The organism is Streptomyces sp. DSM 110735 (assembly GCF_016482685.1).
GTDB lineage: Bacteria > Actinomycetota > Actinomycetes > Streptomycetales > Streptomycetaceae > Streptomyces.
In genome coordinates, this window is the sequence record NZ_JACYHF010000003.1 from 494,122 (window position 1) to 514,651 (window position 20,530).

20 protein-coding genes and 1 pseudogene are annotated in these 20,530 nt (G+C 72.9%); 13 read left to right on the forward strand and 8 right to left on the reverse strand.

Going from position 1 to position 20,530, the window contains the following annotated elements; all coding sequences use genetic code 11:
* Positions 1-22: 22 nt before the first annotated feature.
* Positions 23-778: a cobalt-precorrin-6A reductase gene (locus IF655_RS07675; RefSeq protein WP_199583230.1), complete on the reverse strand. Its 756-nt coding sequence runs from the start codon at positions 776-778 to the stop codon at positions 23-25.
* A gap of 47 nt (positions 779-825) precedes the next feature.
* Here IF655_RS07675 and IF655_RS07680 point away from each other — a divergent pair, with 47 nt between their 5' ends.
* Positions 826-1,623 (forward strand): TIGR01458 family HAD-type hydrolase, encoded by a 798-nt coding sequence (locus IF655_RS07680; protein WP_199583231.1) that lies wholly within the window; start codon positions 826-828, stop codon positions 1,621-1,623.
* A 93-nt stretch (positions 1,624-1,716) separates the two neighbouring features.
* Positions 1,717-2,004 (forward strand): hypothetical protein, encoded by a 288-nt coding sequence (locus IF655_RS07685; protein ID WP_199583232.1) that lies wholly within the window; start codon positions 1,717-1,719, stop codon positions 2,002-2,004.
* Positions 2,005-2,047: 43 nt separating this feature from the next.
* On the opposite strand, the gene IF655_RS07690 is transcribed toward IF655_RS07685, so the two are convergent.
* From IF655_RS07690 to IF655_RS07700, 3 genes are all read right to left on the reverse strand, one after another.
* Positions 2,048-2,926: a sulfite exporter TauE/SafE family protein gene (locus tag IF655_RS07690; RefSeq protein ID WP_199583233.1), complete on the reverse strand. Its 879-nt coding sequence runs from the start codon at positions 2,924-2,926 to the stop codon at positions 2,048-2,050.
* A 104-nt stretch (positions 2,927-3,030) separates the two neighbouring features.
* A complete protein-coding gene (locus tag IF655_RS07695; RefSeq protein ID WP_199583234.1) occupies positions 3,031-3,624 on the reverse strand; it encodes a DUF4291 domain-containing protein in 594 nt (197 codons plus the stop codon).
* A 118-nt stretch (positions 3,625-3,742) separates the two neighbouring features.
* A complete protein-coding gene (locus tag IF655_RS07700) occupies positions 3,743-4,930 on the reverse strand; it encodes a thiolase family protein (protein ID WP_199583235.1) in 1,188 nt (395 codons plus the stop codon).
* 223 nt (positions 4,931-5,153) lie between these two features.
* Here IF655_RS07700 and IF655_RS07705 point away from each other — a divergent pair.
* A pseudogene (locus IF655_RS07705) lies at positions 5,154-6,004 on the forward strand (lysophospholipase).
* A 77-nt stretch (positions 6,005-6,081) separates the two neighbouring features.
* Here IF655_RS07705 and IF655_RS07710 read toward each other — a convergent pair.
* On the reverse strand, positions 6,082-6,981 hold the full coding sequence (locus IF655_RS07710) for a Cof-type HAD-IIB family hydrolase (protein WP_199583236.1): 900 nt from the start codon (positions 6,979-6,981) through the stop codon (positions 6,082-6,084).
* A 225-nt stretch (positions 6,982-7,206) separates the two neighbouring features.
* Between IF655_RS07710 and IF655_RS07715 the strand changes: the two genes are divergently transcribed.
* From IF655_RS07715 to IF655_RS07740, 6 genes are all read left to right on the forward strand, one after another.
* Entirely contained in the window at positions 7,207-8,016 is an 810-nt protein-coding gene (locus tag IF655_RS07715; RefSeq protein WP_199583237.1) for an SAM-dependent methyltransferase, read from the forward strand.
* A 38-nt stretch (positions 8,017-8,054) separates the two neighbouring features.
* The gene (locus tag IF655_RS07720; RefSeq protein WP_199583238.1) at positions 8,055-9,458 is read left to right on the forward strand and encodes a glutamine synthetase family protein; all 1,404 of its coding nucleotides are present in this window, start codon (positions 8,055-8,057) and stop codon (positions 9,456-9,458) included.
* A gap of 2 nt (positions 9,459-9,460) precedes the next feature.
* Positions 9,461-10,630 carry an amidohydrolase family protein gene (locus IF655_RS07725; RefSeq protein ID WP_199583239.1) on the forward strand — a complete coding sequence of 390 codons (1,170 nt, stop codon included), beginning with the start codon at positions 9,461-9,463 and terminating at the stop codon, positions 10,628-10,630.
* A gap of 16 nt (positions 10,631-10,646) precedes the next feature.
* Positions 10,647-11,174: an NUDIX hydrolase family protein gene (locus IF655_RS07730; protein WP_199583352.1), complete on the forward strand. Its 528-nt coding sequence runs from the start codon at positions 10,647-10,649 to the stop codon at positions 11,172-11,174.
* 195 nt (positions 11,175-11,369) lie between these two features.
* Positions 11,370-11,825, forward strand: a complete 456-nt coding sequence (locus IF655_RS07735; protein WP_199583240.1) for a cyclic nucleotide-binding domain-containing protein — start codon at positions 11,370-11,372, stop codon at positions 11,823-11,825.
* Between the two features lie 74 nt (positions 11,826-11,899).
* A complete protein-coding gene (locus IF655_RS07740) occupies positions 11,900-12,517 on the forward strand; it encodes a CBS domain-containing protein (protein ID WP_199583353.1) in 618 nt (205 codons plus the stop codon).
* A 41-nt stretch (positions 12,518-12,558) separates the two neighbouring features.
* Here the strand turns inward: IF655_RS07740 and IF655_RS07745 are convergent, their stop codons facing one another.
* Both IF655_RS07745 and IF655_RS07750 read right to left on the reverse strand, forming a co-directional pair.
* A complete protein-coding gene (locus IF655_RS07745) occupies positions 12,559-13,260 on the reverse strand; it encodes a response regulator transcription factor (RefSeq protein WP_199583241.1) in 702 nt (233 codons plus the stop codon).
* Between the two features lie 118 nt (positions 13,261-13,378).
* On the reverse strand, positions 13,379-14,047 hold the full coding sequence (locus tag IF655_RS07750) for a CBS domain-containing protein (RefSeq protein ID WP_199583242.1): 669 nt from the start codon (positions 14,045-14,047) through the stop codon (positions 13,379-13,381).
* 222 nt (positions 14,048-14,269) lie between these two features.
* Here IF655_RS07750 and IF655_RS07755 point away from each other — a divergent pair, with 222 nt between their 5' ends.
* The 3 genes from IF655_RS07755 (at position 14,270) to IF655_RS07765 (ending at position 18,560) form a co-directional block, all read left to right on the forward strand.
* Positions 14,270-15,187 carry a universal stress protein gene (locus tag IF655_RS07755; RefSeq protein ID WP_199583243.1) on the forward strand — a complete coding sequence of 306 codons (918 nt, stop codon included), beginning with the start codon at positions 14,270-14,272 and terminating at the stop codon, positions 15,185-15,187.
* An 81-nt stretch (positions 15,188-15,268) separates the two neighbouring features.
* The gene (locus IF655_RS07760) at positions 15,269-16,126 is read left to right on the forward strand and encodes a universal stress protein (protein ID WP_199583244.1); all 858 of its coding nucleotides are present in this window, start codon (positions 15,269-15,271) and stop codon (positions 16,124-16,126) included.
* Positions 16,127-16,184: 58 nt separating this feature from the next.
* The gene (locus IF655_RS07765; protein WP_199583245.1) at positions 16,185-18,560 is read left to right on the forward strand and encodes a phosphoketolase; all 2,376 of its coding nucleotides are present in this window, start codon (positions 16,185-16,187) and stop codon (positions 18,558-18,560) included.
* Positions 18,561-18,696: 136 nt separating this feature from the next.
* On the opposite strand, the gene IF655_RS07770 is transcribed toward IF655_RS07765, so the two are convergent.
* Positions 18,697-19,104 carry an STAS domain-containing protein gene (locus IF655_RS07770; protein ID WP_199583246.1) on the reverse strand — a complete coding sequence of 136 codons (408 nt, stop codon included), beginning with the start codon at positions 19,102-19,104 and terminating at the stop codon, positions 18,697-18,699.
* Positions 19,105-19,406: 302 nt separating this feature from the next.
* Here IF655_RS07770 and IF655_RS07775 point away from each other — a divergent pair, with 302 nt between their 5' ends.
* Complete coding sequence (locus IF655_RS07775; protein WP_199583247.1) at positions 19,407-20,489, forward strand: zinc-dependent alcohol dehydrogenase family protein; 1,083 nt, start codon at positions 19,407-19,409, stop codon at positions 20,487-20,489.
* Positions 20,490-20,530 lie beyond the last annotated feature (41 nt).

Below are 20,530 nucleotides of genomic sequence, written 5' to 3' on the forward strand. Positions count from 1 at the left end.
GCTGAGCCGTCGTCCCGGATGGTCACAGACTCCCCATGCCGAGCGCGCCGAGCCAGTCCAGTGCGCCCCCTACGTCCGGCACTGTCACCGCGTCCTCCGGCAGTGGGGGGCGCTCCACGATCACTACGGGCAGGCCGAGTTGGCGGGCTGCGGTGAGTTTGGGGGCTGTTGCGTCGCCTCCGCTGTTCTTGGTGACCAGGACGTCGATGCGGTGGGTGCGGAGGAGATTCAGTTCGTCGGAGAGGGTGAACGGACCGCGGGTGAGGAGGAGTTCGGTGTGTGGGGGGAGGGGTGGGGCGGGGGGTTCGACGGAGCGTACGAGGAAGTGGAGGTCCTCGAGTGCGGCGAAGGCTGACAGGCCCAGGCGGCCGGTGGTGAGGAGGACGCGGGGGCCGAGGGAGGGGAGGGTGGCGGCGGCTGCGGTCAGGGAGGGGACCGGGTGCCAGTCGTCGTCGGGGGTGGGGTGCCAGGCGGGGCGGCGGAGGACGAGCGCGGGGATGTTCGCCTGCCGGGCGGCCTGGAGGGCGTTCGTGGTGATCTGCCGGGCGAAGGGGTGGGTGGCGTCGATCAGGGCGTCCACGTGGTGGGCGCGGAGCCAGTCGGAGAGACCCTCGGGCCCGCCGAAGCCTCCGGTGCGGGTGTCTCCCGTCAGGGGGGCCGGTCGGGTGACGCGTCCCGCGAGGGAGGTGGTGACGCGTACGGCGGAGTCGGCGGCGAGGGCGGCGGCCAGTTCGCGGGCCTCCGTGGTGCCGCCGAGGATCAGGAGGTGCGGGGGCATGGGGTGAGCGTAGGCGAGGGGTGGGTCGGGGCGGTTAGGGTCCGGGTATGGCTTCCCTTGCGGACGTGCGGGGTGTGTTGGTCGACATCGACGGGGTGCTGACCGTGTCCTGGCGGGCGCTGCCCGGTGCGGTGGAGGCGCTGCGGACGTTGCGGGACGGTGGGCTCGGGGTGGTCCTGGTGACCAACACCACCTCGCGGACCCGGGCTTCGGTGGCCGCCGCGCTCTCCGAGGCGGGGTTCGCCGTGGACGCGGACGACATCCTCACCGCGCCCGCCGCCACCGCCGCCCACCTCGCGGGTGCGCGGTGCGCGCTGCTGAACAGCGGGGACATCGAGGAGGATCTGGCCGGGATCACGCTGGTTGACGAGGGGGACGAGGACGACGGGGGTGCGCCCGATGTCGTCCTCGTCGGCGGCGCCGGTCCGGAGTTCGACTATTCGGCTGTGAACCGAGCTTTCAGCTATCTTCGCCGTGGCGCGCGTCTCGTCGCCCTCCACCGAAACCTCACGTGGCAGACCGACGCCGGACTCCAGCTCGACGCCGGTGCATACATCGCCGGTCTTGAGGCGGCAGCCGGGACCGAGGCCGAGGTCACCGGGAAGCCGTCGGCCGCCTTCTTCCGCGCGGCACTCGACCGGCTGGGCGTGGACGCGACCGAGGCGCTGATGGTCGGGGACGACGTCGAGTCGGACGTACTGGGGGCGCAACGGCTCGGCATCACCGGAGTGCTGGTGCGCACCGGCAAGTTCCAGCCGGACACCCTCGACCGCGCGAGCGGCACCCCCGACCACGTGGTGGACTCGTTCGCGGACCTGCCCGCGCTGCTGGGGCTGACGTCGTAGCGCTGCCGGCCTCCGGGACCTGATCAGCATGGTGATCGATGGAGCCACCGAGGAGGTTGGCGACCCGTCCCTCGACACTGGGACAATGCCCGGATGACTGGTGACGTTGTCGAGGTGTCGGCCCTGGCGATCAACGTGCGGGTGCCGGAGGAGCTGTGCTGGACGGACAGTAGGCGGGGGCAGGAGTTCCGGCTGACCACGTTGAACGTGCGGCTGCTGCCGGACGGGAGCCTGGCGGCGAAGGCGTACGGGCGGCCGGTCGAGGGCGGGCGTGGGGCGTATGTGTCCTTCGCGGTGCCGGACCGGCCCGAGTTGGCGGCGCTCATCGAGCGGGCGGCGGGCCGGGCGGCGGAACTGTGGGGCGCGCACCAGGGGCTGTGACGGCTGGGGCGCGCCCTGCGCGGCTTGGTGACGCGGGTTCGTTCTAGCTCAGCAGGAGTTCCAGCGCGCCCACGATGGTCGCCGCGACAACCAGTCGGTCGAATAGTTGCTGGTTGATTCGGTTCACAGCCCATTTGCCGATGAACGCGCCGGGTACGACGAACACCAGGAGTGCGGCGTCAAGCAGCAGCGAGCGGCCGTCGATCAGTCCGAGCGCCGCGCTGAACGGCACCTTCGACACGTTGACGATCAGGAAGAAGAACGCCGAGGTGCCCAGGAAGCCGAGCTTGCGGAAGCCCGCCGAGAGGAGATACATCGACATCACCGGACCGCCCGCGTTGGCGACCATGGTGGTGAACCCGCCGAGCACGCCGTAGGCACCGGCGGCGGTCCGTCCGGCGCGGGTGGAGACCGCCGATCTGTCGGTCCCCGCCTCGCCGTCCACGGACCCGCCGCCTGCGGACCCGCCGTCCGCCGCCCCTTCGGCTCCCGCCTCGCCGTCCCCCGCACCCCCCGGCTCAGACCCCGACTTCGGCTGCCCCGCCGCCCGTCGCCGCCACAGCGTGATGCCCGTCATCAGCAGCAGGATCGCGCCGATGGAGGTGCGGACGATGCCGTCCCCGGCGCGGACCAGGAACAGCGTGCCGAGCACGACGCCGACCCCCACCGCCGGGAACAGCCGCCACAGCGTGGGCCAGTGGGCGTGTCGCCGGTAGGTGAGGACGGCGAGGATGTCGCCCGCGATCAGCAGGGGCAGCAGTACGCCGGTGGAGGCGCGGGCGGGGAGTACGGCGGCGAAGACGGCGAGGCTGACCGTGTTGGCCCCGCTCACCGCGGTCTTGGAGAAGCCGACCAGAAGGGCGGCGAGGGCCAGGGCGGCGAACTCCCAGCCGGATATGTGCCAGAGCGTCATCATGTTCATGCGGAGACCGATGCTATGCGCACGCATCCGGCGTCTCACAGGCCGTCCGACCTGCGGACTCCCCGGGTGCGGGTGGGCGCCCGCGCGACGGACGCCCCCGGGGCTCATGGGCGCAGGTGATCCATGAGTCCGTCGGGAACCGGGTAAGGGCGTTCGGGCGGAAGAAGTCGCCGGGCGGCGTCCAGGTCGCCGCCCCGGACATGCCCGTGGATCTCATGCGCGAGGGCAGTGGTGTCGGTGATGGAAACCGTCCACTCGTCCGCGTAGCGGTGTGCGGCTTCGCCGACGAGGCCGAGTTGCAGCGCACGGTGGGGAAGGGACCGCAGCCGCACATCGCGCTCGGGATCCCACTGGACGCGCGCCGGGGCTCGCTTCAACTGCCGCTTCCAGGCTGCCCGGTCGGAGTGCAGTCCGCGCTCGTAGTGGGACAGGCATGCTCGCCTCAGCGCCCATTCGAAGCCTTCGCGGGTGATCTCGACCGCGAGAACGGTCTCCTGTCCATCCTTGGCTCCCCATCCGCAGCGATACATCATCCAGAGGAAGGACGGCTTGATCCACGTCATACGGTCACGCTGCCAGGCGGGCGGAAAACGGCCCTCTCGCGCCGCGGGGAGGCCGAGCGTTGGCGTGTACGCCTGGTAGACGACGACGGTGGAGTCGGTGTAGCGGGCGCGGATCTGGTGCTGGGGTTCTGCCACGGTGACAGCGTGGGGACACCGTTGGACGCGCGCCAGTGAATTACCTGGGCGCCGGGTTGCCGAGCCACACCGGCTCGCGGTCGGCGGAGACGCGCCCACCGAGCCCCGCCCCGCCGCCCTACCCCCGCTCCACCAGCACCGCACTCCCCTGCCCCACCCCCACGCACATCGTCGCCAGCCCCCGCGCCGAGTCCTCTCGTCGCATCCGGTGGAGCAGTGTCGTGAGGATGCGGGCGCCCGAGCAGCCGAGGGGGTGGCCGAGGGCGATCGCGCCGCCGGTCGGGTTGACCAGGTCGGGGTCGATGCCGAGTTGGTCGACGCAGGCGAGGGCCTGGGCGGCGAAAGCCTCGTTGAACTCGGCCGAGGTCACGTCGGAGACGGACCAGCCGACGCGGGCGAGGGCCTTGCGGGTGGCGGGGACCGGGCCGATGCCCATCACGTCGGGGTGGACGCCCGCGGAGGCTCCGGCGACGTAGCGGCCGAGGGATTCGAGGTTCAGGTCGTTCAGTGCCTCCTCGCTGACCAGGAGGAGTCCCGCCGCGCCGTCGTTCATCGGGGAGGCGTTGCCCGCGGTGACCGTGCCGTCCGCGCGGAAGACCGGCTTCAGGCGGCTCAGTTTCTCCAGGGAGGTGTCCTCGCGGACGCACTCGTCGCGCTCGACCATGACGCCGTCCGGCCGCTCCACGGGCAGGAGTTCGTCGTCGAAGTGGCCGTTCTTCCGTGCCACCGCGGCGAGTTGATGGCTGCGCAGCGCGAACTCGTCCTGTCGCTCACGGGAGATGCCGTACCGCCGCGCGACCTCCTCCGCGGTCTCGCCCATGGAGAGCACGCCGTGGAGGTCCTTCATGGCGGGGTTGACCAGGCGCCAGCCGAGCCGGGTGTCGTACGTCTCGATGCGGTGCGGGAGTGCCTCGTCGGGGCGGGGCAGGACGAAGGGGGCGCGGCTCATGGACTCGGAGCCGCCCGCGATCACGATGTCCGCCTCGCCGGAGGCGATGGTGCGGGCGGCGGCGGTGACGGCTTCGAGACCGGAGGCGCAGAGCCGGTTGACGGTGGCGCCGGGCACGGTGTCGGGCAGACCCGCGAGGAGGGCGGCCATGCGGGCGACGTTGCGGTTGTCCTCGCCGGACTGGTTGGCGGCGCCCCAGTACACGTCGTCGATCCTGGCCGGGTCGAGGGCGGGCGCGTCGGCCACCAGGCGACGGATCACGGTCGCCGCGAGGTCGTCGGGCCGGATGCCGGAGAGGGCGCCGCGCAGCTTGCCGATGGGGGTGCGGCGGGCGGCCGCGAAGTGGACGGGACGCACGACGGGGACTCCTGATCTAAGACCGGTCCACGGAACCGAAGGCGACCCCCGACACCCGGCACCGGACACCTGACACCCGCCACCGGACGCCGCGAACCCCCACGGACCCACCTGACCGAGGGACGACAACCCTTAATTAACACTGCTAGTTTTGGACTATAGACCGCACACCCACAGCGTGGAAGGATCCTCTCCGACCTTCCCCGATGCCGCAGGAGGAGACATGCCCCCCACGCCCCGCGCCCAGGAGCAGTCCCTCACCGGCACCCACGGCACCGTCGCCCTGCGCGTGTGGCCGAACCCGCAGCCGCGCCTGCTCGTCCTGCTCGCGCACGGGTACGGCGAGCACACGGGCCGGTACGACGAACTCGCGGACGTCCTCGTCGCCCACGGCGCGGTCGTCTACGCCCCCGACCACGTCGGCCACGGCAGGTCGGACGGCGAGCGCGTGCTGGTCGAGGACTTCGAGGACGTCGTCACGGACGTGCACCGCGTCGCCGAACTCGCCCGCGCCGAGCATCCCGGGCTGCCGCTGGTCCTGATCGGCCACTCCATGGGCGGCATGATCGCCGCCCGGTACGCGCAGCGGTACGGCGGTGAACTCGCGGCGCTGGTCCTGTCCGGACCCGTGATCAACCGGTGGGAGCAGCCCCTGCGGCTGCTCGCGTACGACGAGATCCCGGACACGCCGATCGACACGTCGACGCTGTCCCGCGAGCCCGCCGTCGGCACCGTGTACGCCGCCGACCCGCTGGTCTGGCACGGTCCGATGAAGCGGCCCACGCTCCAGGCGATCGCCGGGATGCTGGAGACCGTGACCAAGGGCGGCGACATCGGCGCGCTGCCGCTGCTGTGGCTGCACGGCGAGGACGACCGGCTCGTACCGCTGCCCGACAGCCGCCCCGGCGTGGAGCGGCTGAGCGGCGGACGGCTGACCGAACGGATCTACCCGGCGCGCGGCACGAGGTGTTCAACGAGACCAACAGGGCGGAGGTCTTCGCCGACGTGCTCCGCTTCCTCGACGAGGTGCTCCCCGCCGCCGGACCGGAAGCCGGGTCACCTCGGGAGGGGTGACCCTCGCGTCCGCAAAGGCGCCGGTGTCAGGAAAGACGCCGGTTCAGGAAACGCGCCGCGTCACGAAAGGCTCCCCGTCAGGAGAGGTCCCCGTCCCGCCCCGCCTGCCCCGCCCGCCCCAGTGGAACGCCAAGCACCCGCGCGATCGTCCGCAGCACCCCGTTGTCGTTGTTGGACGGCGCCGTGTGCCGGGCCCGCCGCGCGACCTCCGGGTGGGCGTTGGCCATGGCGAAGGACCACTCGGCGGCGTCCAACATCTCCAGGTCGTTGAGGTAGTCCCCGAAGACCATGGTCTGCGCGGGCGTGATGCCCAGCTCGCGCTGGAGTCCGCGCAGCGCGGCACCCTTGTTGGCGGTGCGGTTCATGACGTCGACCCAGTGCTCGCCGGAGACGACGACCTGGTGGGTGTCCGCGAAACCGGTCAGTGCCGGGGCGACACCGTGCTCGGCCGAGCCGAAGTCGAAGAGCGCGACCTTGATCACCTCGTCCTCGACGGCGGTCAGGTCGGAAACGACGCGGTGCTCGACGTAGTACTTGCGGACCTCGGCGAGGAACGGCTCGTCCGTGCGCTCGACGTACGCGGCGCGCTTGCCGCAGACGACGGCACCGGTGTCCACGCCCTCGGCGACCAGCCGCCGTGCCGTACGGGCCAGCTCCGCCGCCACCGACCGCTCCAGCGGGTCGGAGCTGAGTTCCACGCCGTCGCGGACCACATAGGTGCCGTTCTCCGCGATGAACACCATGCCCTCGGAGACCTCCGCGAACTCCTTGGCCAGGGTGGCGTACTGGCGCCCGCTCGCGGGGCTGAACAGCACGCCCCGGTCGCGGAGTTCGGCGAGGAGGTCCCACATGCCCGCGGGCATCGCCTTGTCGTCGTCCAGCAGGGTGCCGTCCATGTCGGTGACGATCAGGCGTATGTCGGCCGGGCCCGTGGGCAGGTCGGGGGCGGTGGTCAGGGACGCGGGCGTGGCGGTCATGTCCTTCTTCCGGGTCGGGGCGCGAACCCTCCCAGTGTCCTTCATGCCGCCGGAGGCACCGGAACGTGTCCTTCATGCCGCCGAAGAACCCCGGAACGTGCCCTTCATGCCCCGGAGGCACCGGAACCCCATTCCCGGGACACCGCGCCCCCCGACCCCGCACAATGACGCCAGGCAGCGTGATCACGAAGCGGCACCGGCCGCACACACGAAGGGGCGCCAGCGGTGGGCGGACAGGACACGGGCACGACGGCGGGCCGGCTGGACACCTCCGTCGCGCACAACGCGCGGGTGTGGAACTACTGGATCGGCGGCAAGGACCACTACGAGGTGGACCAGGCGGTCGGCGAGCACGTCGCCGGGATGTTCCCGGTGATCCGCGACGTGGCCCGCGCGGACCGGGACTTCCTCGGGCGGGCGGTGCGCTACCTCGCCGCCGAGCGTGGGATACGCCAGTTCCTGGACGTGGGCACCGGGCTGCCCACGGTGGACAACACCCACGAGATCGCGCAGTCGGTCGCGCCCGAGTCGCGGATCGTCTACGTCGACAACGACCCGATCGTCCTCGCGCACGCCCGCTCGCTGCTCACCAGCTCCCCCGAGGGCGTGACGGACTACATCGACGCCGACGTGCGCGACCCGGAGACCATCGTGGCGCGGGCGGCGGAGACGCTCGACCTGAAGCGCCCGGTCGCGGTGATGATGCTGGGCATCCTGAACTTCGTCCTGGACGACGAGGCTGCCCGTGACGTCGTGCGCCGGATCATGGCGGCAGTCCCCTCCGGCAGCTTCCTGGTGCTGACCCACCCGACGTACGACGGCGACGTGGGCGGCGAGGGGAACGTGGCCGCGATGGAGTTCTGGAACGCCAACGCCACCCCGCCCATCACCGCGCGCGACCGCGCCGACATCGCCGGGTTCCTGGACGGTCTGGAGCTGGTCGAGCCGGGTCTGGTGCCCTGCTCGCGGTGGGGAGCCGGGTCCGACGCGGCCGCCGTCGTACCGCAGTACGGCGCGGTGGCCGTGAAACCCTGAGCGCGACCACGCGGGAGCCCGACCGTCGAGGAGTACCCATGGCCACCCTTGCCGACCCCGTGCCCGGCGGACGCCCCGGTGAGACACGGCGGGCCACCGCCCTGGCCGCCGAGCTGACCGCGCGGGGCGTCCACGGGATCGTCCTCGCGTACGTGGACACGGCGGGCGTCGGGCGGGTCAAGACGATCCCGCCCGCGCGGCTGGCGGCGGCGGTGACGCGGGGCGTGGGGATGTCGCCGGTCTTCGACACGTTCCTGTCCGACGACTCGATCGTCACCACCGACGTGCTCGGCTCCCCCGACGGCGACCTGCGGCTCTTCCCCGATCTCGACGAGCTGACCGTCCTCGCCGGGCAGCCCGGCTGGGCGTGGGCGCCGGTGGACCGGATCACCCAGGAGGGCGCACCGCACCCGGGGTGCTCGCGGACCTTCCTGCGCCGGATCGTCACGGAGGCAGCCGAGCGGTACGGGCTGACCTTTCAGGCGGCGGTGGAGATCGAGTGGACGGCGGGTCTGGACTCGGCGCCCGCCGGGGAGTTCGTACCGGCGGTGTCCGGACCGGCGTACGGCGCGATCCGGCAGGTCGAGCTGGGCGACATGGGCGCCGGGCTGCTGGCGGCGCTCGCGGCGCAGGGCGTGGACGTGGAGCAGTTCCATCCCGAGTACGCGCCCGGGCAGTTCGAGCTGTCGGTGGGGGCGCTCGACCCGGTGGCGGCGGCCGACCGGAGCGTGCTGGTGCGGCAGACGATCCGGGCGGTCGCCCGTCGGCACGGTCTACGCGTGTCCTTCGCCCCGGCCGTGGTCGCGGACGGCGTCGGCAACGGCGGCCACCTCCATCTCTCCTGCCACCGCGCCGGGGTGAACCTGCACGCGGGCGGCGAGGGACGGTACGGCATGACGGCGGGTGCGGAGTCCTTCGTCGCCGGGGTGCTGGCCCGTCTGCCCGCGCTGACGGCGGTGACCGCGCCGAGCCCGGCCAGTCGTCTCCGTCTGAAGCCGTCCCGGTGGGCGGGGGTGTTCACCGCCTGGGGCCGGGAGACCCGTGAGGCGGCGCTGCGGATCGTCACCGGCACGGCGGGGCACGCCGCCGAGAGCGCCAACCTGGAGATCAAGCCCGTCGACCTCGCCGCCAATCCCTACCTCGCCCTCGGCTGCGTGATCGCCGCCGGAATCGACGGCGTCGCCGCCGCGCTGCCCCTCCCGCAGGAGATCACCGGCGATCCGGCGCGGTACGACGCAGAGGAGGCGGCAGCGCTCGGGGTGGGGCGGCTCCCGGAGTCGCTGCCGGAGGCTGTCGAGGCGTTCCGCGCGGACCGGGTGCTGCGCTCGGCTCTCGGCCCGGTCCTCGCGGACGCGGTGACCGCCGTACGGCTCGGGGAGGCGGCAGCCGTAGAGGGTCTGGACGACGCCGGGGTGGCCGCCGCGTGCCGCTGGAGGTACTGACGATGACCGCACCCGGGTCGCTCCAACAGGCGCTGTCCGAGCTGCCGTTGGTGGACCACCACTGCCACGCCGCCTCCACCGCCGACCTCACGCGGTCCGAGTTCGAGTCGCTCATCACCGAGGGCGAGGCGTGGCCCGGGATCTCGCCGTTCGACAGCCCGGTCGGCATCGCGGTACGCCGCCACTGCGCACCCCTCCTCGACTTGCACCGGCATGCCCCGCCCGAGGAATATCTGGCCCGGCGTGCGGAGTTGGGCGCGGACGAGGTCAACCGCCGCTTTCTGACCGCCTCCGGCGCCGAGGCGTTCTGCGTGGACACCGGTTTCGCCCCGGGCCCGGGCACCTCCCCCGCCGAACTGGCGGCAGCGGCAGGCGCCTTGGCCTACGAGGTCGTACGGCTCGAACGGGTCGCGGAGGAGGTGGCCGCGCGGGGTGTGGAGCCGGACGGGTACGCGGAGGCGTTCCGGGCGGCGGCCGGGGAGGCGGTACGGCGGCCCGGGGTGGTGGCGGTCAAGTCGGTGGCGGCGTACCGCACCGGCTTCGCCCTGGACCCGCACCCGCCCACCGGCGCCGAGGTGACACGTGCCGCCCGGGAGTGGCTCGCGCGCGGCGGACGGCTGAACGACCCCGTGCTGGTACGGCAGTTGCTGTGGACCGCCGTGGACCTCGGGCTGCCGCTCCAACTGCACACCGGGTTCGGCGACGCCGATGTGACCCTGCACCGCGCGGACCCCGCGCTGCTCACGGACTGGCTGCGGCTGACAGCGGGCACGATTCCCGTGGTGCTGCTGCACTGCTGGCCGTATCACCGCCAAGCCGCCTATCTGGCAGCGGTGTTCGAGCAGGTGTACCTGGATGTCGGACTCGCGCTGCACTACGCGGGACCGGCCCGCTCGCGCGTGATCCTGGAGGAGGCGCTGGAGATCACCCCGTTCCGCAAAATGCTGTACAGCTCCGACGCCTGCGGAGTGGCCGAATTCCATCACCTGGGCGCGCTGTGTTTCCGGCGCGGACTGGCCGACCTGCTCCAATCCCGCGTCGACGCCGACGAGTTGAGGCTGTCGGACGCGCTGCGCATCGCCTCCTGGACGGGCCGCGACAACGCCCGCCGCCTGTACGAACTGCCCGAGCCCGCCCGCGATCCCGGCGGGCGCCCCACCCGGAAAGTATGATCAAGCAATGTCTGACATGACCGAGACCACGCCCGGCTGGCTGACCACGGACGAACTGGAAATGGCCAGAGCCCGGATGCCGATCCTGTATGTCGAGGCCGTGCCGGTGCGCGTGGACGACAACGGCGAAGTCACCAGTATCGGACTGCTGTTGCGGATCGGGCCGGACGGCACGGTCAGCCGGACCCTGGTCTCCGGACGGGTGCTCCACCACGAGCGGGTCCGCGACGCGCTGCTGCGCCATCTGGAGAAGGACCTCGGCCCGGTCGCGCTCCCCCGGGTCCCCGCCTCCATGCAGCCGTTCACGGTCGCGGAGTACTTCCCGACCGCCGGGGTCACGCCGTACCACGACCCGCGTCAGCACGCGGTGTCCCTCGCCTACATCGTGCCGGTCGCGGGCGACTGCCGCCCCCGGCAGGACGCGCTGGACCTGGTGTGGTTCTCGCCGCAGGAAGCCGCGTCGGCCGCCCTGCAGAGCGAGATGCCGGGCGGGCACGGGGTGCTGCTGAAGCAGGCGCTGGCGCATCTGGGTCTGGTGTTCTGAGCCCGTCCGGACCCGGTGTCGCCGGACCCGGTGACGTGGACGACCTCGGGTCGCCGGGCCCGGTGACGTGGACGTTCCCTGGCCGCTGGATTCGGACGGGACCGAACGGCCCCGTCCGGGTCCGAGTGGCCCGTGGCGGGGTCGTGGCGCTCGCGCGAACCTGGAGGGAGAGCAGTCCCGAAGGGAGCCGGTGCGATGACCACGACCACCATGACCACGGCGCTCGAACCCGTGTACCGCGAGCGGCTGATGCGCTGCGCCCGCGAGGTCTCCTTCCCCGCCGGTGCCCGGCTCTTCGAGGAGGGCGGGCGCGCCGACCGCTTCTGGATCGTGCGCACCGGCACGGTCACCCTGGATCTGCGGGTGCCCGGCCGTCGTCCCGCCGTCGTCGAGTCGCTCGGCCACGGTGAACTGGTCGGCTGGTCCTGGCACTTCGCGCCCGGCGTCTGGCACCTCGGCGGCGAGGCGATGAGCCCGGTACGCGCCTGGGAGTTCGACGCGGCGCCGGTGCGGACGCTGTGCGCGGCGGACCCCGAGTTCGGACGCGCGGTGGCCACCTGGGTCGGCCGTGTGGTGGCCCACCGGCTGCACGCGTCCCGGGTCAGACTGCTCGACCTGTACGCCCCGTACGGCAGCGGGGACCCGCTGTGACCTCGGCGGCGGCGCCCGGACCGCGCTCGGTGGAGCCGGTGCCGGGAGACGGGCCGTACCGGGTGGGCGACGTGATGACGCGGGCCGTGGTCGCGGTGGGCAGTGGCACGCTGTTCCGGGACCTGGTCGAGCGGATGGAGCAGTGGGGGGTGAGCGCGCTGCCGGTCCTTGAGGGCGACGGGCGGGTGATCGGCGTCGTGTCGGAGGCTGATCTGCTGCCCAAGGAGGAGTTCCGCGACAGTGAGCCGGACCGGCTGACCCAACTGCGCCGGATGGCCGACCTGGCGAAGGCGGGGGCGGTGACCGCCGGGGAGCTGATGAGCACCCCCGCCGTCACCGTGCACGCGGACGCGACGCTTCCCGAGGCGGCCCGGATCATGGCCGTCAAGGGGGTGAAGCGGCTGCCCGTCATCGACGCCCAGGGCGCGCTCGTGGGCGTCGTCAGCCGGGGCGACCTGCTGAAGGTGTTCCTGCGCCCGGACGCCGAACTGGCCGACGAGATACGGCGGTCCGTGGTCGACGTGCTCTTCCCCGCGCCGGTGGAGCCGGTGCACGTCATGGTCGCCGAGGGCGTCGTGACGCTCACCGGATGCGTGCGGGACGCGGAGCGGATCGAGCTGGCGTCCCGGATGACGCGGGGTGTGGAGGGCGTGGTGGACGTGGACTGCCGGCTCACGGCGGAAGCGGGCTGATCCGCCGCGTCACGCCCAACGGGGGCACACCGCACGGCGGTTCAGTGCGCCGGACGCTCCTCCGTGCCCTGGTCGAGCTGCGAGGCGATCACCGCCGCCTGGACCCGGCGCTGGACGCCGAGCTTGGCCAGCAGCCGGGAGATGTGGTTCTTGACCGTCTTCTCCGACAGAAACAGCCGCTGCCCGATCTCGCGATTGGTCAGTCCGTCCCCGATCAGCGCGAGGATGTCCCGCTCCCGGGGCGAGAGCGCCTCCAGTTCGGGAGGCAGCGCGGGCGCGGTCTCGGCGGGGTCGGCGCGCAGCGAGCGCATCAGCCGGGCGGTGGTGGCGGGGTCGAGCATGGACTGGCCCGAGGCGACGGTGCGGACCGCCGAGATCAGGTCGGAGCCCTTGATCTGCTTCAGGACGTACCCGGCGGCGCCCGCCATGATGGCGTCGAGGAGGGCGTCCTCGTCGTCGAACGAGGTCAGCATCAGGCACGCCAACTCGGGCATGCGGTCGCGCAGTTCGCGGCAGACGGTGATGCCGTCGCCGTCCGGGAGCCGTACGTCGAGCACGGCGACGTGGGGGCGCAGGGCGGGACCGCGGGCGAGTGCCTGCTGCGCGGAGTCGGCCTCGCCGACGACGGAGATGTCGGGTTCGGAGTCGAGCAGATCGGCCACGCCCCGGCGGACGACCTCGTGGTCGTCCAGCAGGAACACCCGGATCGGGTGCTGCTCGGTGAAGACGCGTGTCTCGGGCATGACGACCTCTCGTTTCCCGGGGCCGGACGGACAGGACCGGCCCACCAGCCGGATCATGACCCGCCGGTCCCGTACAGACTAGGGCCGAACGGTCCCACCTCGCCCCTCACCTGGGGAATCAGCTCCGCGCGCCCTCGGTGCGCCCTGACGCGGGGGCGAGGTCGAACTCCACGTCCACCACGCCCTCGACCGCGCGGACCAGCCGGGCGGCGACCGGCACCAGCGCCGTGTCGCGCAGCGCGCCCGTGAGGGTGACCACCCCGTCCCGCACCTCCACGTGGATCATGGAGTCGGGCGGCGGGAAGATCCAGGCGACGATGTCGCGGCGGACCTCCCGCTCGATGTCCCGGTCGTCGCGCAGGAAGACCTTCAGCAGGTCGGCGCGGCTGACGACGCCCTCCAGGGCGCCCCGTTCGTCCACGACCGGCAGCATCCGCACCCCGGAGCGCGCCATGCGCCGCGCCGCCTCCGCGAGGGGGGCGCCGGAGGGGACGGTGACGGCGGGCGCGGACATCAGCTCCGCCGCCGTGGCGCCCTCTGCCTTCGCGAGGTCGGCGGGGCTGCGACGCCCGGTGTACGCCTCGCCGGGCGCGTCGCGCAGTTCCTCCTTGGGCAGCAGGTCGGACTCGGAGACGACACCGGCCACCTTGCCGCCGACGAGCACGGGGAGGCTGCCGACCTGGCGGTCCCGCAGCAGCCGCGCGATCTCCTTGAAGGACGTCTCCGGTCCGACGACCGCCACGGTGCGGGTCATGACGTCGCCGACGCTGCGTGGGGTTGCGTACATGGTGACTCCGTAGGTTCACGGGGGTGGCGGGCGCGTGCGTCGCCTTCCTGTGCCGACGCGTGCCGTGTCTCTCCAGGGTGCGCCGCATCTCCGAGGTGCGCCGTGTCTCCAGGGTGCGCCGGGTCGGGGAGACCGCCTAGGGCCGGTCGGCCCCGCGCAGGGACCTGCGGCCCCTGATCCGGGGGGCGGGGCACCGGGAGGCTGGGGGCGGAGGTGGAGACCATGTCCCGAACCGTCACCGTGGGCTTCGACGGCTCGCCCGAGAGCCGGGCGGCCGCCGACTGGGCGGCCCGCGAGGCCGGGCTGCGCGCCCTGCCGCTGCGGGTCGTGCACGTCTGGGAGCCGGTGCCCGAACCGATGGCCCAGGCACCGCTGCTCGGCGCCGAGACCCAGCGGCACTGGACCGAGCGGATACCCCGCGAGAGCGCGGAACGCCTGCGCCTGCGCCACCCGGGCATCGAGGTGGTCGTCGAGCAGTACACCGGGAACCCGGTGGACATCCTGGGCGAGGCCGCCGCCTCCGCCGAGCCGCTGGTGCTCGGCTCGCGCGGGCTCGGCGGGATCGGCGGTTTCGTCGCCGGATCGGTCGGGCTGGCCGTGATCGCCCGCGCCGGGCGTCCCGTGGTGGTCGTCCGGGCGGACGAGCCGAGCGTGGGCAGACACGGACCCGGACCGGCGTCCGGGGACGCGCCCACCGCGCCCGTCGTGCTCGGCCTGGACACCGCCGAGCCGGACGAGACGCTGCTGCGCTTCGCCTTCGACGCGGCTGCCCGCTACGGCGTCCCGCTGCGCGTGGTGCACGCCTGGCGTCCCCCGCCCGCGTACGCCTACGAGCTGTCCGCCTATGCCTACGACCTGGCGGGACCCGGCGACGGTCCCGGTTCGGTCGGGGAGCTGGAGGCGGAGGGTCTGGCCAAGGTGCTCCAGCCCTGGCGGCAGTCGTTCCCCGGCGTCGAGGTGGTGGAGGAGAGCCGGTCGGGCAGCGCGGCGCGGGTCCTGGTCGAGGCGGCGCGGGAAGCCGGTCTGGTGGTGGTCGGCAAGCGGCTGCGCGCCGGACGGCTCGGCGCGCACCTCGGCCATGTGACGCACGCGGCGCTGCACCACGTCGCCGCTCCGGTTGCCGTCGTGCCGCACACCTGACCGGATGGTGACGAGGGACGCCCGGCCGGACGACCGGAGGGCGGCGAGGACGCCGGGTACGGAAGGGAGAGGGCGGACACCATGGACCAGCCGATCGTCGTCGGCGTGGACGGCTCGGAGCAGAGCCTGCGCGCCGTGGACTGGGGAGCCGACGAGGCCGCCCTGCGCGGGGCACCGCTCCGCCTGGTGTACGCCTCGCTGTGGGAGCGGTACGAGGGCGAGCTGATCGCGCAGGAGCTGAACCGCCCGGTCGAGGAGGTGATGGCGCGGGACGTGGTCGGCACCGCCGAGGAACGGGCGCGGCGCCGTCACCCGGACGTGCCGGTCACCACCGCCGTGCTGCCCGACGAGCCGGAGTACGGACTGGTGCGCGAGAGCCGTACGGCGCGTGCCGTGGTGCTCGGCTGCCGGGGGCGCAGCGGGCTCACCGAGGCGCTGCTCGGCTCGGTCAGCCTGACGGTCGCCGGGCACGCGCACTGTCCGGTGATCGTGCTGCGCGGCGGCCACGACGACCCCGAGCGCGCCGGGACCGGGCGGATCGTGCTGGCCGTCGGCGAGAAGGCGGCGGGCACGGCGGCCGTACGGTTCGCGGCCGAGGAGGCTGTCCTGCGCGGGCTGCCCCTGGAGGCGGTACGCGCCTGGCGGCACCCCTCGGGCCCGCTGCCGGGCCATGTCCCGCACGACGGCGATCCCGAGCGGGCCGCGCTGGAGACGGTGGAGGAGGCGCTGCGGGACCTGCCCTCCGGTGTCGCAGCGGTACGGCACGTCGTGGAGGGTCCCACCCGTGACGCGCTGCTGGACGCCTCCCGGGGCGCGGTCCTGCTCGTCGTGGGCGCCCGGCGCCGGCACGGCCGCTTCGGTCTCCAGCTCGGCCGGGTCGCGCACGGGGTGCTGCACCGGGCGGACTGCGCGGTGGCCGTCGTACCGGAACCGGACTGACCTGCGCGGAGCCACGCCGCCCCGAGACCCACGACCCCGTCGATCCCGCGGAGCTTCCATGACCGACATCACCGACCGACACACGCTCACCGACGAGGAGTTGAACACGCTCCTGACCCACTGGCGCGCCGCCAACTACCTCTCGGCGGGCCAGATCTACCTCATGGCCAACCCCCTGCTGACCGAGCCGCTGCGCGCGGAGCACATCAAGCCCCGGCTGCTCGGGCACTGGGGCACCACGCCCGGGCTGAACCTCGTGTACACGCATCTGAACCGGGTGATCCGCGAGCGCGGGCTCGACGCGCTGTGCGTGTGGGGGCCGGGACACGGCGGGCCTGCCGTCCTCGCCAACTCCTGGCTGGAGGGGAGTTACGCGGAGGTCTACCCGGACGTGAGCCGTGACGGGGAGGGCATGGAGCGGCTGTTCCGGCAGTTCTCCTTCCCCGGCGGGGTGCCCAGCCATGTGGCGCCGGAGACGCCGGGCTCGATCCACGAGGGCGGCGAGCTGGGGTACTCGCTCGCGCACGCCTACGGCGCCGCCTTCGACAACCCGGACCTGCTGGTCGCCTGTGTGATCGGGGACGGCGAGGCGGAGACCGGACCGCTCGCCACCTCCTGGCACTCCAACAAGTTCCTCGACCCGGTGCACGACGGCGCGGTCCTGCCGATCCTGCACCTCAACGGCTACAAGATCGCCAACCCGACGGTCCTCTCCCGCCTCCCGCAGTCCGAACTCGACGCACTCCTGCGGGGATACGGCCACGAGCCGCTGTACGTCTCGGGCGACGACCCCGCCGAGGTGCACCGCGCGATGGCGGCGGCCTTCGACGAGGCGCTGGACCGGATCAAGCTGATGCGGGACAGCGCGCGGGAGGACGGCGTCACCGAGCGGGCGCACTGGCCGATGATCGTGCTGCGCACGCCGAAGGGCTGGACGGGACCGGCCGAGGTGGACGGACTGCCCGTGGAGGGCACCTGGCGCGCGCACCAGGTGCCGCTGGCCGGGGTACGCGAAAACCCGGAGCATCTGGCGCAGTTGGAGGGCTGGCTGCGCTCGTACCGACCCGAGGAGCTGTTCGACGCGGACGGGCGTCCGGTCGCCGACGTGCTCGCCTGCGTCCCGGAGGGCACCCGGCGGCTCGGGGCGAACCCGCACGCCAACGGCGGTCTGCTCGCCCGCGAACTCCCGCTTCCGTCACTGGAGTTGTTCGGGGTGCCGGTGGACAAGCCGGGCGCCGCGCTGCACGAACCCACGCGTGTGCTGGGCGACTTGCTGGAGCAGGTCATGAAGGACACGCGTACCCGGCGGGACTTCCGGCTCGTCGGACCGGACGAGACCGCCTCCAACCGGCTCCAGGCGGTGTTCGACGCGAGCGGCAAGGCGTGGCAGGCGGAAGTCCTGCCCGTGGACGAGCACTTGGACCGGCACGGGCGGGTCCTGGAGGTGCTGTCCGAACACCTCTGCCAGGGCTGGCTGGAGGGGTATCTGCTCACCGGACGGCACGGGCTGTTCTCCTGCTACGAGGCGTTCGTGCACATCGTGGACTCGATGGTCAACCAGCACATCAAGTGGCTCAGGATCTCGCGGGAGTTGCCCTGGCGGGCGCCGATCCCCTCCCTCAACTACCTGCTCACCTCGCATGTGTGGCGCCAGGACCACAACGGCTTCTCCCACCAGGACCCCGGGTTCGTGGACCACGTCCTCAACAAGAGCCCCGAGGTGGTCCGCGTCTATCTGCCGCCGGACGCCAACACCCTGCTGTGCGTGGCCGATCACGTGCTGCGCAGCCGGGACTACGTGAACGTGGTCGTCGCGGGCAAGCAGCCCTGTTTCGACTGGCTCTCCCTTGAGGAGGCGCGGGTGCACTGCGCGCGCGGTGCCGGGATCTGGGAGTGGGCGGGGACGGAGAACGGGGGCGAACCCGATGTCGTCCTCGCCTGCGCCGGTGACGTACCGACCCAGGAGGTGCTGGCCGCCGCCCAGTTGCTGCGCCGCCATCTGCCGGAGCTGGCGGTGCGCGTGGTCAACGTGGTCGACATGACCCGGCTGCTGCCGCACGAGGAACACCCGCACGGGATGAGCGACTTCACCTACGACGGGCTCTTCACCACCGACAAGCCGGTGATCTTCGCCTACCACGGCTACCCCTGGCTGGTGCACCGGCTCGCCTACCGCCGGGCCGGGCACGCCAACCTGCATGTGCGCGGCTACAAGGAGTCCGGGACCACGACCACGCCGTTCGACATGGTCGTCCGCAACGACCTGGACCGCTACCGGCTCGTCATGGACGTCATCGACCGGGTGCCGGGGCTCGCGGTGCGCGCGGCCGACGTACGCCAGAGGATGGCGGACGCCCGCACCCGCCACCACGACTGGATCCGCGTCCACGGGACGGACCTGCCGGAGGTCGCGGAGTGGAGCTGGGAGAGCTGAGCAGAGCGTGAAAAGGGGGGCCGGACTCACCCGGCCCCCCTCGGAGGAACTGTTCAGTCGACGTCGGCCCGCCGCAGCAGCCGGTAACCCCGTCCCCGCCACCGGCACAGCCAGTGCCGCAGCCGTCGTCCGGCGCTCATCGGGCGACTCCCTCGCGCGACGCACCCCCGGTGACCAGCGCCTCCGCGTCGGGCGCGGGCAGCCCCGGCTGCACCTCGAAGGCGCCGCCGAGCCCGGTGGTGCGCAGCAGCCGCAGGAACTCCTCGCTGTCCGCGACCAGCCGCAGCCTGCCCCGGCGGTCCCGGGTCCGGTTGCGGGTCCGGCACAGCACGCCGAGCCCGGTGCAGTCGATGAACTCCACGGGCCGCAGATCCAGCACCAGATCCGGATGCTCGCGCGCGGTGAGCGTGTCGAGCCGTGCCGCCCACTCCGGCGCCGTGAGCAGGTCGATCTCCCCGCGCAGGGCCACGACGGTCGCCGCGTCGGTCGCCGTCCCCGGTCCGCCGGACCGGGTCTCGTCACGCATCGTGTGGTTCTCGGACATACGACGAGCGAACCGGAAACCCCCACCGGTCCGGAAGGGCTGTTCGGCCCCACCTGCCCACCCACCCGGCACAGCGTGAAACCGCTCCCGAGCGCCGCACGCCCCGCCGCGGGCGCGGGCGGTTCCCGGGCGCCCGCCTCCCGCGCCGCCGTACAGCCCGCGCCTCTACCCGGCTCCGCCCCACCCAGCCACCCCCGTGGGCCACCCGGCCCAAGCGCGTCGGCCCATCTCGCGCGAAGGTGGAAGTGCGGAGCCGTATCCGGCACCCGCGCACCGGGCGACGACGGTGAGGAGCGAGTGGCATGAAGGGCTATGTCTTCGAGGGGCCGGGCCAGGCGTCCTGGCAGGACGTGCCGGACCCCGCGATCAAGGAGCCGACCGACGCGATCGTGAAGGTCGGCGTGGTCACCATCTGCGGCACCGACCTGCACATCCTCAAGGGCGACGTGCCCGAGGTGCGCCCCGGGACGGTGCTGGGGCACGAGGCGGTCGGGGAGGTCGTCGACATCGGCGGCGACGTGCGCAGCGTACGGCCGGGCGACCGCGTGCTGATGTCCTGCATCACCTCCTGCGGTCGCTGCCGGTTCTGCCGCGAGAGCCGCTACGGCCAGTGCCAGGGCGGGGGCGGCTGGATCCTCGGGCACCTCGTCGACGGCACGCAGGCCGAGTACGTCCGCGTCCCGTACGCCGACCTCTCCGTCCACCCGCTGCCCGCGACCGTGCGCGGCGAGGACGCCGTGCTGCTCGCGGACATCTTCCCCACCTCCTACGAGGTCGGCGTCCTCAACGGGCAGGTGCGCCCCGGCGACACCGTGGTGATCGTCGGCGCCGGTCCCATCGGGCTCACGGCGATCATCACCGCGAAGCTCTTCAGCCCCGAGCGGATCATCGTGGTGGACCTGGCCCAGTCCCGCCTGGACGCTGCCCGGCGGCTCGGCGCTGACGCGGTCGTCCTGGCCGACGAGGACCCCGGCCAGCTCGTGGACGACCTCACCGGCGGGCTCGGCGCGGACGTGGTCCTGGAGGCGGTCGGCGTGCCGGAGACCTTCGAGCTGTGCACCCGGCTGGTACGGCCCGGCGGCCGTGTCGCCAACATCGGCGTCCACGGCGCCCCCGCCACCTTGCACCTGGAGGACCTGTGGAGCAGGGACGTCACGATCACGACCGGTCTGGTGGACACCTACTCCACCCCGACCCTGCTGCGGATGACGGCGTCCGGCGCTCTGCCGACCGGCGAGCTGGTCACCCACACCTTCCCGCTGGACGACATGGAGGAGGCGTACGACGTCTTCGCGCACGCCGCCGAGACGGCCGCGCTGAAGGTGGTACTCGGCGCGGAGCGCTACGAGGTGGTCCCCACGGACTCCACGGACTCCACGGGCTGAACCGGGGACCGGGCGGACCGAGCGGACCGGGAACGGCCACC